Source organism: Fulvivirga maritima, assembly GCF_021389955.1.
GTDB classification, from domain to species: domain Bacteria; phylum Bacteroidota; class Bacteroidia; order Cytophagales; family Cyclobacteriaceae; genus Fulvivirga; species Fulvivirga maritima.
On sequence record NZ_CP089980.1, the window covers coordinates 1849718 to 1863022 of the forward strand.

At 38.1% G+C, this 13305-nt stretch carries 14 protein-coding genes; 4 read left to right on the forward strand and 10 right to left on the reverse strand.

Going from position 1 to position 13305, the window contains the following annotated elements; all coding sequences use genetic code 11:
- Positions 1 to 5: 5 nt before the first annotated feature.
- Positions 6 to 923 (forward strand): pirin family protein, encoded by a 918-nt coding sequence (locus LVD15_RS07845; protein ID WP_233779747.1) that lies wholly within the window; start codon positions 6 to 8, stop codon positions 921 to 923.
- Here LVD15_RS07845 and LVD15_RS07850 read toward each other — a convergent pair whose 3' ends face one another.
- Positions 924 to 1406, reverse strand: coding sequence for a cupin domain-containing protein (locus LVD15_RS07850; RefSeq protein ID WP_233779748.1), 483 nt, complete (start codon positions 1404 to 1406; stop codon positions 924 to 926). It abuts the gene before it with no gap.
- 286 nt (positions 1407 to 1692) lie between these two features.
- On the opposite strand from LVD15_RS07850, the gene LVD15_RS07855 reads away from it, so the two are divergent.
- Together LVD15_RS07855 and LVD15_RS07860 are read left to right on the forward strand one after the other, a co-directional pair.
- Positions 1693 to 2142, forward strand: a complete 450-nt coding sequence (locus tag LVD15_RS07855) for a BLUF domain-containing protein (protein WP_233779749.1) — start codon at positions 1693 to 1695, stop codon at positions 2140 to 2142.
- A gap of 363 nt (positions 2143 to 2505) precedes the next feature.
- Positions 2506 to 3963: a glycosyltransferase family 2 protein gene (locus LVD15_RS07860; RefSeq protein ID WP_233779750.1), complete on the forward strand. Its 1458-nt coding sequence runs from the start codon at positions 2506 to 2508 to the stop codon at positions 3961 to 3963.
- Positions 3964 to 4042: 79 nt separating this feature from the next.
- On the opposite strand, the gene LVD15_RS07865 is transcribed toward LVD15_RS07860, so the two are convergent.
- Both LVD15_RS07865 and LVD15_RS07870 read right to left on the reverse strand, forming a co-directional pair.
- Complete coding sequence (locus LVD15_RS07865) at positions 4043 to 4768, reverse strand: LytR/AlgR family response regulator transcription factor (protein ID WP_233779751.1); 726 nt, start codon at positions 4766 to 4768, stop codon at positions 4043 to 4045.
- A complete protein-coding gene (locus LVD15_RS07870) occupies positions 4765 to 5796 on the reverse strand; it encodes a sensor histidine kinase (RefSeq protein WP_233779752.1) in 1032 nt (343 codons plus the stop codon). Before LVD15_RS07870 ends, LVD15_RS07865 begins: the two co-directional genes overlap by 4 nt.
- Positions 5797 to 5927: 131 nt before the next feature.
- Here LVD15_RS07870 and LVD15_RS07875 point away from each other — a divergent pair, with 131 nt between their 5' ends.
- A complete protein-coding gene (locus LVD15_RS07875) occupies positions 5928 to 6836 on the forward strand; it encodes a DUF6268 family outer membrane beta-barrel protein (protein ID WP_233779753.1) in 909 nt (302 codons plus the stop codon).
- Positions 6837 to 7054: 218 nt separating this feature from the next.
- On the opposite strand, the gene LVD15_RS07880 is transcribed toward LVD15_RS07875, so the two are convergent.
- The 7 genes from LVD15_RS07880 to LVD15_RS07910 all read right to left on the reverse strand — a co-directional run bounded on the left by LVD15_RS07880 (position 7055) and on the right by LVD15_RS07910 (position 13262).
- Positions 7055 to 8302, reverse strand: coding sequence for a DUF3570 domain-containing protein (locus LVD15_RS07880; protein ID WP_233779754.1), 1248 nt, complete (start codon positions 8300 to 8302; stop codon positions 7055 to 7057).
- Positions 8287 to 8514 (reverse strand): DUF4266 domain-containing protein, encoded by a 228-nt coding sequence (locus LVD15_RS07885; protein WP_233779755.1) that lies wholly within the window; start codon positions 8512 to 8514, stop codon positions 8287 to 8289. The genes LVD15_RS07880 and LVD15_RS07885 overlap by 16 nt, the downstream gene beginning before the upstream one ends.
- A complete protein-coding gene (locus LVD15_RS07890) occupies positions 8501 to 9544 on the reverse strand; it encodes an FAD:protein FMN transferase (protein WP_233779756.1) in 1044 nt (347 codons plus the stop codon). The genes LVD15_RS07885 and LVD15_RS07890 overlap by 14 nt, the downstream gene beginning before the upstream one ends.
- On the reverse strand, positions 9544 to 10008 hold the full coding sequence (locus LVD15_RS07895) for a thioredoxin family protein (protein WP_233779757.1): 465 nt from the start codon (positions 10006 to 10008) through the stop codon (positions 9544 to 9546). The genes LVD15_RS07890 and LVD15_RS07895 overlap by 1 nt, the downstream gene beginning before the upstream one ends.
- A gap of 202 nt (positions 10009 to 10210) precedes the next feature.
- Positions 10211 to 11575: a dipeptidase gene (locus LVD15_RS07900; protein ID WP_233779758.1), complete on the reverse strand. Its 1365-nt coding sequence runs from the start codon at positions 11573 to 11575 to the stop codon at positions 10211 to 10213.
- Positions 11576 to 11643: 68 nt separating this feature from the next.
- Positions 11644 to 12111, reverse strand: a complete 468-nt coding sequence (locus LVD15_RS07905; RefSeq protein WP_233779759.1) for an OmpA family protein — start codon at positions 12109 to 12111, stop codon at positions 11644 to 11646.
- Positions 12112 to 12293: 182 nt separating this feature from the next.
- Complete coding sequence (locus tag LVD15_RS07910; protein ID WP_233779760.1) at positions 12294 to 13262, reverse strand: DUF697 domain-containing protein; 969 nt, start codon at positions 13260 to 13262, stop codon at positions 12294 to 12296.
- Positions 13263 to 13305 lie beyond the last annotated feature (43 nt).

Here is a 13305-nt window from a genome sequence, read left to right on the forward strand (position 1 = left end):
TGCTTATGTTGGATATGGTCATTGAAGCCAGAAAAGCTTCCATTAGTACTGCTATGGAGGTTCGAAGAATACTGCCTTTCAGAAAAAAGCGAATGGTGGGCCCATTTATTTTCATGGATCATGCTGGCCCTGTGCAACTGGCAGCAGCTCCTTCTATAACTGATATGGATGTGCTACCGCACCCTCATATCGGTCTGTCTACCGTTACCTATCTTTTTAATGGTGAAGTAATGCATAGAGATAGTCTGGGCGTGGAGCAGATCATAAAACCCGGGGCTGTTAATTGGATGACCGCTGGCAAAGGCATTAGCCATTCTGAGCGATTTGAAAATCCGGCCGCACTGGCTGGTACTTCATTGGAGATGTTACAAACCTGGGTAGCCTTACCAGAAAAATATGAAGAAATTGACCCTGCATTTAATAACTATCAACCTGGTCAATTACCAGAATATGATGATAAAGGTATATGGATGCGATTGATAGCAGGTAATGCTTATGGATTGAAAAATGATGTGAAAACCCATAGCCCGTTATTTTACCTACATGTAAAGTTAGATAAAGGCACTATGTTTGGTTTGCCTCGTGAGCACTCAGAAAGAGCTATTTATATAGCACAAGGAACTTTGGAAATATCAGGTAGGAAGTATGGAAAGGGCCAAATGTTAGTTTTTGGTGAAGATAATGACCCGGGAATTAGAGCCTATGAAGATAGCGTAATTATGATGCTTGGAGGAGAGCCCTTAGGAGAGCGCTATATATGGTGGAATTTTGTCTCTTCACGTAAAGAGCGTATAGAACAGGCTAAGGCAGACTGGCAGGAAGGAAGAATAAAATTGCCTCCTACTGATGATCAGGAGTTTGTAGAACTTCCCCAAGATCGTAGCAGGCCTTCAGATCCTCCTTCGCCGCAAGCATTGTCCTGATTACTTTCCTTTATACTCCTGATCAGTAACAGGGTCTTGCCACTCGGTAAGGCCTTTATCAATATTAGGAACCATAAATAGGTGTGTCATCTCATATTCTTCTGAAGCTCCATGCCAATGAAATACGTTCGGAGGGATACGGATTACATCGCCTTTTTTAATCACTTCCCTTTCTCTGCCTTTAATTTGATGATAGCCAACGCCATCAGTAACCATTAAAATCTGTCCGCTGGGGTGGAGGTGCCAGTTTGTGCGGGCTCCAGCCTCAAACGTAACACTGCCAGATTTCATGGTGTAAATAGAATCTACTGGCACCAGAACATTCATATAAACATTACCCACAAATTTCTCTGAAGGAGCCAGTTCGCCTTTTTCAAAAATGACATCATTAGAATTGTGACTAGTAGAATCGTTTTGACAGCTAGTTGTTATTATAGTACAAATAGATAGGGATACAACTCCTATTATAGTTTTTATATTCATAAAATCCTTGTTTAATGTTTCCTTATGAAACGGTGTGAGGGTGTAATAGTTTAGTGCTTATGGTGATGCCTGTAGAGGCAGCTATGTATATTTATTTCCTTTGTGGGCCAGATAAATCTGGTTTTATGGATTGGGAAAAATGACTGATGAAAATGATAATTAAAGAGATAAGGGAAATTAATTGCTTTACAAATTGATATATAAAGTTATAATAATGAAAAATAAAATGATTTATATTGGATAAACTACGTGTAGTATCTATCTTGTTTTTAATCAACCTATACTTATGTCAGCCACTCCCGTATTTTCATTAATCTATAAGAGTAAAGCCACCCAAAACTTTAGCCCCGATCAGTTATTTGAATTATCTAATAAGGCCAATGCTAGAAATGAGGAATTAATGATATCAGGCTTTTTGCAATTTAAGAATGGAGATTTTTTGCAATATCTGGAAGGGGAGAAAACAGCTGTGATGAGTTTAATGAATGACATTACACAGGATAACCGCCACGAAGTACAGAGTATTATTTATTTACCAGAGCTAACAGAGAGATTCTTTGCCAACTGGCATATGCGATATATCACACCTAATGAATTCAATTATCTTAGCCTGACAGACTTATTGCATGATCTTTTAATGCAAATAGATAAAATCGATCAGTCTCCTGAGGAGATTGAAAATCGAGCGTTAAGACTTATAAATAGAGTGGCTATTCATTATAATGACACTTCTTAGTTTAATGCAAGCTTAACTGAAAAGTAAGTAAGAATTACTCACCTCAATTTCTAATTATCTTCAATTTTTTCCTACCAGTTACAAATGTAGGTATCAACCGTCTTTTGCAGTATGTTGTACTTTCCTACAGTTTGATGGGGAACGCCGCACTCTTTATTGTGTCAAATCGACAAAAACACGCTTAAAAGCACCATTGCGGCTATGGCTTGATGTTTGGCAATAGTCTGTACAAAGGATATCACAACCTTTCTTACCCACTACTTCTGGTTATTAATTACCATGAGTTCATACCTGAATACCCAAGTAGTACAGGTAAGAAAACGCAGATAAATTAAAAAAATTGTATTTAAATGGTCGAATAAAATGAGCGTAAGAGATAGTATATATACGGCGAGTGGTACTAACACAGCCGAGGGACAAGAGAAGACAGAGAAGGAAAAAGCAAGCCTGAAAAAAGTTGTAACTACACCATCTGCCTATTTAATACTTATTGGTACCTTCCTGCTTTTGGCAGGTTCAGTTTACCTGGTGTATTTATTGGAACCGCACTTTGAAACCCTACATTTTGAAAGAATGAATACCTCATGGGGAATGGTGCTTACCGGATTAGGAATTACTCTACTGACGTTAAAAATCAGTTTCTTACTTTACATTTTAGTGCTCTATTTAAAATATAAACCCATTAAATCGGTTTCTGATGATTTATTGCCTACTACTACGGTAATAGTGCCCGCATATAATGAAGGAGAGTTGGTTTGGCAAACCTTAAAGAGTTTGGCCAACAGTGATTTCCCTAAAGAGAAACTTCAGCTAATAGCTATAGATGACGGAAGTCAGGATGATACCTGGGAATGGATGCAAAAGGCCAAAGCAGAGTTAGGTGATCGTGTAGCTATCTATCAGCAACCACAAAACAAAGGAAAGAGACATGCACTGTACAGAGGTTTCCACTTAGCTAAAGGAGAAGTGTTTGTTACTGTAGATAGTGATTCTGTAGTAAGAGAAGATACGCTAAGAAATATGGTGAGCCCATTTGTAGTAAATAAAGAATGTGGCGCTGTGGCTGGTAACGTAAGAGTGCTTAATAACAAAAAGGCGCTTATACCAAGAATGCTTAATGTGAGCTTCACTTTTAGCTTTGAGTTTGTAAGATCAGCACAGAGTAGATTAGGATCAGTGCTTTGTACACCGGGTGCCTTGGCCGCTTACCGCGGTAAAGCAGTAATGACTTGCCTTAACGACTGGATCAATCAGAAATTTATGGGGCAACCTTCTGACATAGGTGAAGACAGAGCCATGACTAACATGATACTGAAGCAAGGTTTTAAAGTATTTTTCCAGAGAGATGCTTATGTGTATACTAACACTCCGGAGAGATATCAAAACCTTTATAAAATGTTTATCAGATGGGAGAGAAGTAACGTTCGTGAAAACATTATGATGAGTAAATTCGCTTTCACTAACTTCCGTAAAGGACCAAAATTAGGAACACGTATATTATTACTTAATCAGTGGTTAAAGATCTTATTATCTTATCCTATGGTTACATTAATGCTGTTATTTGTGTTTACTCACCCACTTTTATTCTTAAGCTCTACGTTAATGAGTATCGCGGTATTCTCAAGTATACAGGCCATATTTCATGCAACCAGACATAAAAATGTATTTGAATCTATGTGGGCATATCCCTACAGTATATTCTATACCTTCTCTCTTTTCTGGATTACTCCGTATGCCATAGCTACGGCCAGCAGAAGAGGTTGGTTAACCAGAAGCTTACCACAAAGTAAGCAGAAGATTTCAACTAGTGGATCGCTATAAATTCTAAGAGTTTTTTAGCGCTAAAAGGCTGCCAAGCACGGGGCAGCCTTTTTTATTTTGCCCCTCTCAAACACACACTCTATTTACTCAGCAGCTTTTTTAGTACTATATTCTGTATTAAATCATCTTTTCGCTGGCGCGAAATAGGAATCATACTCCCTTTAATAGTAAGCATATTACCTGTAATAGATTCAATTGCAGTTACATTAATAAGGTAAGAGCGGTGAACCCGGAAAAAATGGCTTACAGGCAAGCTCTCTTCAATCGAGTTCATGGTTTGATGAATAGTAAACACCTGATCTTTAAAATGAAGTTTGAGATAATTTTGCATGGCCTCTACATACAAAATTTCAGACCAATGAATTTTAATAAAGCTATCTCCTTGTCTGATGTACCGCAGGTTATTGTCTATAGATTGAGGTGCTAAAGCATTGTTTTGTGATTGGAAAAGAGACCTGGCTTTTTCACAGGCTATTGTAAAACGATTATAAGCAATAGGCTTCATTAAGTAATCTACTACATGAAGATTAAAGGCTTCTAGTGCATATTCGGCGTAAGCGGTAGTAAATATGGTAAGTGGAGCATTGGGCAAAGACTGTAGCAGCTCTATGCCCGTTTGCTCAGGCATATTGATATCCAGAAACATGAGGTCAATGTTTTCTTGCTGCAAGGTATCATAGGCTGCCTGAGCAGAATCACAGCTTCGAGCCAGCTTGAGGTAGTCTGTTCTATTAATATAATTAACCATGCCCCTGGCGGCTATGGCCTCATCATCTACTACAAGGCATTTCATTACTTCACTCATTTTGTTAATTTAATAGTTAGATATACCTGAAAATCCATGTCAGACTTTTTAATAGTTAAAATATGCCGTTGAGGAAACAAAATGTTAAGCCTGGCTTTAATATTTTTTAAACCAAGTCCCTGGCTTTGTGAGCTTTTTTGCGGAGTTGGATTAATGGAGTTTTTAATCCAAAAATCAATTTTTTCTGCTGAGCTGCGTAAATGTAATCGAATATCACCAGGGTTAGCAGTTTCCTTATTTACGTATTTAAAGGCATTTTCAATAAAAATAATAAAAAGGAGTGCCGGGATTTGCTGAGTTGGGTTTTCAATGTTCCAGTCTGCAGAAACATGCACTTTTTCTTCCCACCTAAGCTGCTCTACGTTAATAAAGCTTTTCAGAAAATCTACTTCCTCTTGTACCAGCACAGTTTCTTCATTGCCTTTATATAGCTGATACCTTAATATGTCAGAATACTGTATAAGTAGGTCTGAAGCATGGTCTACGTTTTCCTGCATAAGCACATGAATGTGATTCAATACATTAAACATAAAATGTGGTGTTACCTGATGCTTTAAACTTTGTAACTGATATTCATGCAGGCTTTTTTGTGATTTGATGTACTCTATTAAAAACCGCAACCCGCAGATACATAAGTTAATAAATATACCTGCCGAAAGCACACTATAAGTGGCGAACCACGGCTCAGAAACTATCTCAAAATACTCTGATTGAGGAAAGTATTGACGGGCTTCAAGAAAACTAAAAAGAAGGAGATAGAGTATGAAAATACCAGCTACAATTATTGATAGCAATACAAAAAAGAAGGCAAATTTTAGTAGCCGTTTTTCATTTAATGCCTGCATAAGTAGGCTGCCACTGAGCCAGGTAGAGACAGGGTATATGCTTATAGTGATGCATAGAGAAAAGAGTAATGTCTCTATAAAGGAATTGGTTTGAGGGTATACTTGGATGATAAATACCACTAAAAGTAATATCCAATAACCGGATATAATGAGATGGCTGTTTTTAGTCAAATCTCTATTCATATTGCAAAACTACAGTATAAAATTTCATTCGGTAAGCAGTTGGTCAAAGGCAGGCTGCAACTGGTCAAAAAGATTCTTATAAACCAAAATGGTTCATGCAGCTTTGAAGTCATCATTAAATTATACACCAGATGAATTTCATTAAAACAGCATTATTTGTAGCTCTATTTGCTTCAGCAGGCACGAGTTGGGCGCAGGTGAACATTAAGACAGAGTATTTCAGCAAATCACATTACCGCTACAGTGATGATGATGACGGGCACAGAGTAGGAGACAGCGAAGGGAGCGCTATGGTTTATCAGTTGGCTGCTAAAATTCCACTTTCTATAAAAGTGGAGGAGGATAAGAAAAATATTTGGGGCTTAACCTTTAATACGGCTTATGCGGCATTGAATAATCATCATTTCAATCAGCCATTAGTAATTGATGAGATTACTAACATGGGTGTTGGTGTTTTTAATTTAAGAGACCTGAATGATAAATGGACACTTATCAGTATGTTGGGAGTGGGTGTTTATGCCACATCACCCAATCTGGATGACCTAAGAGGAAATCAAATTTTGCTTAATACTGCTGCCTTATTCATCAGACATATTAATCCTAACCTGGATTTAGGGGTAGGAGCTGCTATTAATAATTCATTTGGTTATCCCATGTTATTTCCTGCACTCTACTTAAAATGGACCAAAGAAGGTAAATATACAATTGATGTATCCATGCTGGAAGGCGTGGATATTTCCGTCGCTTATGAAGCAAGCCCTAAGCTCAAGCTTAGCTACGTGGTGGCGGTAGATGGGCAGCTGGCCATGGTTAATGAATTTGACGATGAGCAGATGTTTACGCATCAGTATATAGTTACAGGTTTTAAGCCAGAGCTGAAATTAGGAAATCATTTATCTATGCCATTGGTTCTGGGTATTAGTGCTATGAGAACAGCTCAGCTTAACGAAAGAAAACTCAAAAGCCTATGGGTGGATGCTACCTATTACTTTGGCTTATCTGCTTATGGCTCTTTGGGATTAACCTATAATTTCGAATAACAATTAACCTCTAATCTCCAATAACAACAAAGCCGTCTGGGGAACTAATCCAGACGGCTATTTTCATTAATATAACTAGTGGAATCTCTTTTATGTCTTTGTAACAAAACATGTGCCCTTTTTTCATAGGGTTAAAAGGGATTTATGTAAAATCTACTTTAGTTAACATAAATAAGTTACAATAGTTTAAGATCGCTACTATTTTTATGTTTTGACACTTAGAATACAAAGGTAAACTCAAAGCTTATTGAATAAGCATCTAAGTCACCACCTCCGTCAGGGTTATCTCCAGTACGGGTATAATCAGCAAACCTGACATCCACACTTTTGAAGCTCGTAATTCTACCAGTTTTCTTAGAGAATGGGCCTTTAAATCTTGCTAATCCATATAATGGAGAATATTTAAGTCCAAGCCCCAAAGAAGTACTGCTTAGCGCTGACAAGTCATAGTCTGATGAGTAGAATTCTTCACTTCTTTCATGAACTCCATAAGGAGCAAAATACTTTGAAGCCGTTTGAGTATGGTATCTGAAAAAGGGATAAACCGTGAAGAATTGAGCTACTTTTACGGGTACCTCCAAGTTCATAGTATGAGCATCAATATCAAAATCATCATGGTAATACCGGTAGTAACCTCTTAGAATGATCAAGTCACTGAGGTAATAGTTAACTCTAAGGCCAACAGGAAACTTAGATCTTGAATCAGGAAGTGTTTCTACTGCTCTGTCTTTTAGTTGTGGATTATTAATTCCATCATTAAAATAAACCCTATGAAACGGAGTAGAGAGCAAGCCGCTCTGGTAGACATACTCTAATGAAAGTGACGCTTGTAGCCGCTTACTGATTACCTGTGCTAACGTGGCAGAGAAGTTAAATGATTTTCTCTGGTCTGTATCTACCAGCTTTTCTCCTGTTCTTAGTTCAATTGGGTATAAAAGCTTCCAGGTATCAAAATAAGCTAAGCCTGATAGGTTAATCTCAGTATTCTGATTATTAAACTCTTTTGCCCATCCTAAGCCAGCAGAAATAGAGGTGTAATCATATTCTTGTGAAAAACCTGCTTTTACGCTGTAAGTAGATTGCTTAGCATTGGTTTTAGAATAGGTGGCATTTACATAATAACGCGTATCAGAGCTAGAGGCTGATGACACATTATTATCTATGTTATCCGTAGAAGCTGACGAATAATTATCAAATCCAAAGTAGGTAGAAAGCGTTCTGCTTGTATCAATAGGAATATTGATAATTACTGCGGGAGCCACGTTCGTTAGTTCTTCAGTACCTCTACCTCCTGTTACAGCGGCATTATCACCATCTTGCTCATAGTAGTTAAATAGAAAGTTTATTTCTGTTTCGTTAAGCGCTTTAGCTTCATTATTACCAATATCAGAAGATTCTTGCGCATATAGCCCTGTTGATAACAAAAGGGCTATTGCTAATAGTTTATATGTTAGTTGCATCCGCATCCGCCACCAGTTTTACCACCATTAGCACCAGAAGCTCCTTCTCTGTAAGCTTCAAAATTAGTTTCGAAAACCTCCACTTTTCTGGAGTTAAGCTCCATGTTCTCATCATTAAGATATACCTTTTGATAAGCAGCCACGGATACACAGCTTTGCAATAATCCTCCTGCCACAAGAAGCAGGGCGTACCAAAATATTATTTTAATTTGCTTCATGACCAATATTCACTTGTGTAGCATCTGCTGAAGGAGCTACACCGTTTTTATAATAATTTAATTTCAAGTTTTTCGAATAGCTAAGCTCATCCTTATCATCTACTAAAAAGCATTCTATTCCTTTTAACTGATTGATAAGGGCAAGTCCTTTTTCTTTTCCTAATACAAAAACAGAAGTGGCCAAGGCATCAGAAAGCTCGGCGTCAGGACAAATAATAGTGACACTCTTAAGACCTTGCACCGGGTAGCCCGTACGCGGATCTATAATATGACTATAGCGCTTGCCCTCTACTTCTATAAATTTTTCATAATTGCCAGAAGTGACTACTGCCATTTCACCTACAGCCAGCCAGGCCATAACACTTCTTTTATTTTTAGGATCTGCTATGCCAATGCTCCATTCGCTGCCATCTGCTTCCTTGCCCCAGGTAAGCAGATCGCCGCTGGCATTTACTATGCCGCTGGATATGCCCATGGCTTTCATAATTTCTCTGCCTCGGTTAGCCGCGTAACCTTTACCTATAGCACCAAACCCGATTTTCATACCGGGCTCTTTCAGAAATACTGAATGATCATCAGTATTTAGAATAATGTTTTTGTAATCAATTTTGGCTACTGATGCGGCAACTTCCTCCGCTGAAGGAAGTCCTTTCATAGAGCCATCAAACTTCCAAATTTTGTCTACAGAAGCATATGAGATATCAAAAGCACCATCGGTTAGGTTAGAGATTTTTTTTGCTCTGCCTATTAAGTTAAAGAGTTCTTCATCTACAACCACGGGCTTGATACCGGCATTTCTGTTAATTTCGGCTGTCTGTGAGTTTTCATCCCAGGAGGAGATTATCTTTTCTATCCTGGTTATTTCTTCAATACAGGCATCAATACTTTTCCAGGCCAGGGCTTCATCACTAGAAACGGCGGTAATTTCAAAACGAGAACCCATGAGCTTAAGCACTTTTTTATGGGCCTGATTCTGTGCATTAGCCGAAAATACTGCACTAATAATGAGCAATAATATAAGCCTTGTCACTATTTGTCTGTTGCTTTTTCTAGAAAACTGATAAAGTTATCACTGCCACCTGCCTGGTAGCCTGTTTGAGTAATGACATGCTCATCGGCATCTATAAGTACTACCAGAGGAAATGAACCTGCCTTATTGTATTTTTCAGCCAGAGCTTCATTGGCTTTTATCTGTTCTTTATCAGGCTGATTTTTTCTGAGGCGAGGGAAATCCGCTAGCATTAAAACCAGGTTTTCCTTTGCGTAATCTTTGAATTTTGGGTCTTCAAATACTTCCTTAGTAAGCTTGATGCATGGCTTGCACCAGTCAGAACCTGCAAAGCTTATAAGTACCTGCTTATGCTCTGCTTTGGCTTCGGTAAGCGCTTCGTTATAGTTTGTATACCATTTTACATCTTCCTGAGCTTGAGCCCATCCTGTATGTGCCCATAAGCCAAGAAGAAAAACAAGAGAGAAATTTTTTAGCGTTTTCATATTTTAATTCTTATAAAACACAGCACGTAATTACTAGAAATTTGGTTGGTAGATTACCAAAATAAATCAGGAATTATTGAAGTAGACTTATAATTAAGATCGTAAAAAAAAGAGTGCTTTACAATGAAAATATTATAATTGAGGAAGGAAAAGGGCATAAAAAATCCCTGGAAACATAATATAGTTCCAGGGATTGAATAAGTTATTTTTGATTAGCGAAATGCTTATAGAACAAGGTAATAGTTTCTATTCCTTTGAAATAGTTGAATATTCCATAGTGCTCATTAGGAGAGTGGATAGCATCTGAGTCTAATCCAAAGCCCATAAGAACAGTGTTTACTTTTAGTTCTCTTTCAAAAAGGGCTACAATAGGAATACTACCACCATCTCTTGTAGGGATTGGTTTTTTACCCCAAGCTTCTTCAAAAGCGGCACTTGCAGCCTGGTAAGCAGTAGAGTCAGTAGGAGTAACTGCAGGATCTCCACCATGGTGAGGAGTCACTTTCACTTTTACTGATTTAGGAGCTATAGACTCAAAGTGCTTAGCAAAAAGTTCTGTGATTTCATCAGAAACCTGATCAGGCACTAATCTCATAGAAATTTTTGCATATGCTTTAGATGGCAATACGGTTTTAGCTCCTTCGCCAATATATCCACCCCAAATTCCATTTACATCTAAAGTAGGACGAATGCCTGCTCTTTCTAGTGTAGTATATCCATCTTCACCTTCTACTTCTTCTATATCAAGATCCTTTTTATATTCATCAAGATCAAAAGGCGCTTTGTTTAATGCGGTACGCTCTTCGGCAGTAAGCTCAGCCACCTTATCATAAAAACCAGGTACTGTGATGTGATTTCTCCCGTCTTTTAAAGAAGCAATCATCTCACAAAGTGTATTAATAGGGTTAGCTACAGCTCCACCATACACACCTGAATGTAAGTCTCGGTTAGGGCCTGTTACTTCTACCTGTAGGTAGCTCAAGCCTCTAAGGCCTACTGTAATAGAAGGGTGCTCGTTAGAAATAATAGAGGTATCTGAGATAAGGATAACATCAGAAGCCAGTTTTTCTTTATTTTCTTTTACAAAAATTCCCAGGTTATCAGATCCCACTTCTTCTTCACCTTCAATCATAAATTTGATGTTACAAGGCAGGCTGTCAGTGGCCATCATAGTTTCAAAGGCTTTAACGTGCATATACATTTGGCCTTTGTCATCACATGCTCCACGAGCATAGATTTTATCGTTTTTAATTACTGGTTCAAACGGAGGAGAATCCCACAGCTCATAAGGATCAGCGGGCTGCACATCATAATGGCCATATACCAATACGGTAGGCAGGCTTTCATCAATTATCTTCTCTCCATATACAATAGGATAACCTGCTGTAGGGCATATTTCAGCTTTATCAGCGCCGGCTTTCTCAAGCTGTGCCTTGATCACCTCAGCGGTTTTCAGCACATCATCTTTAAATTTTTTATCAGCACTAACTGAAGGGATTCTTAGTAGATCCAGAAGTTCATCTAAAAACTTTTGCTTATTACTCTCTATGTATTCTTTTCCAGTCATTATTTTGGGATTTATTTGCCTCCCAAAGGTAGGGGGATATTGTTAATTATGCCAATCCCATCATCTGACTAGTGATAAACAAATTCTATTTCTGCCCGGGCTGATGCGGTCTCATCTTCCTTTATATCAATATAAGCCACTTTATTAGCTCTGGTGCTGGTAACATGGATTCTATCATCATCAATACCTTGCTCTACCAGATACTCTTTTACGGCCAGAGCCCTTTCTTTAGATAGCCTTTTAGCAGAAGCGTAATACGATTTATTTTTTAGTTGATTCAGTTCAAAAAACTTATCTGATTCACCCTTGGTGGTGATTATACCTGAATGTATACCATTAGCATTTCCATGGATATACATTTTAAATTTAGGGTTAGATTTCATAATGCTTACTACCTCATTCACTACTGGTTCCGACTTTGGCACCATAAGCGTGGCGGCATCATAAAAGTGAACTTCATAAGTAGAGTCTTGTACTTGTTCTATTACAGGGTTCTCTTTAGCAGCCTTTTCGGGCAGCATTCTTCTTGCTATCACTGAGACAATATTAAAAGCCAACAAACCAATCAAAACGAGTTTAAAATGCTTCACTTTCAAAGAATTATAGGTCTATTGTAATAATAAACCCTTAATTTATGAAGCACGTTTCTAACCTGAAGAGGTATATCGATTAATGGAGTTTAAACGTAGATGATAGGTTTCTTTCTCCGATAAAAAGATCAGGCTTCAGGCTCAGCTTCTTTTGTTTTTTTTCTGAAAATGCCTGATACACCTTTCATTCCGCTGCGGAAAGTGTTTTTGCCAGTATCTTTAATGGCTGTCATTACACTGGTAACTACCTTGCCAGATGATTCTAAAACCAGATTTTTCAATAATCCTGAGGCAGTAATAAATGAATTTCTTCTTATGGCTTTTCTATCAGCTACATCCCATGAACCGCAATATCTCTGTGCCACTATGCCCACGCGTAATGTTAAAAAGGCATTGGTAGATCCTTCCAGCAGGCTATCTGTAATGATATGTGCAGCATGACCAATAACAGGTAGAGAGCGCCCGGGGCTACGAAGCACGGCATTAATTACGGGTTCTATTTGTCGGGTAATGTCTATTTCATCTAGCTCAGAAGCTATGAGTGCAGTAGCTCCCACATTACCATAGAGCCTGATCATGTCTTTAATAGAAGGCCTTTGCCAATAAATATGAGCTACCTTCCATATCATTCTGCTTTGGGTTATAAATACCGTGAGAGCGTCTAGCTTGCCGTTTTGTGAAATGGCCGTAGTGAGAAATACACTTTTGGCAGTGTCTTTAATTATAGTCTGTGCTTCTAAGTTGAGGAGAGCTAAAGCAGCTTTCATACCTTCTTCAGTGTGCACGTTTAACCCGGCTTTTCTTACCAGCTTATTTTTAGATAAGCGAGCCTTTAATAAGGTGTGGTATTTGGCTTCAGCCTCCGGACTATCAGGAAAGGCCACTGACTGTGGTAATCGGATAATCATAACCACAGGAAGAAGCATAAGAATAAGAAGTGTTACGCTTATAAAACCGGTAATTAACCAAGCTAAAGTTTCATTTACCGTAACCATGTTTGCGTGAAAGGCAATGACCTGATTAACTGCAAACAGCACGAAGCCAATAATAAAAGCCAGTGCTACTAATAAACCGATTTTTTTTAATTGCTGGTACATATTTATTTAGACATATAAAACCCATAAAAGGTTTCAGAATAAC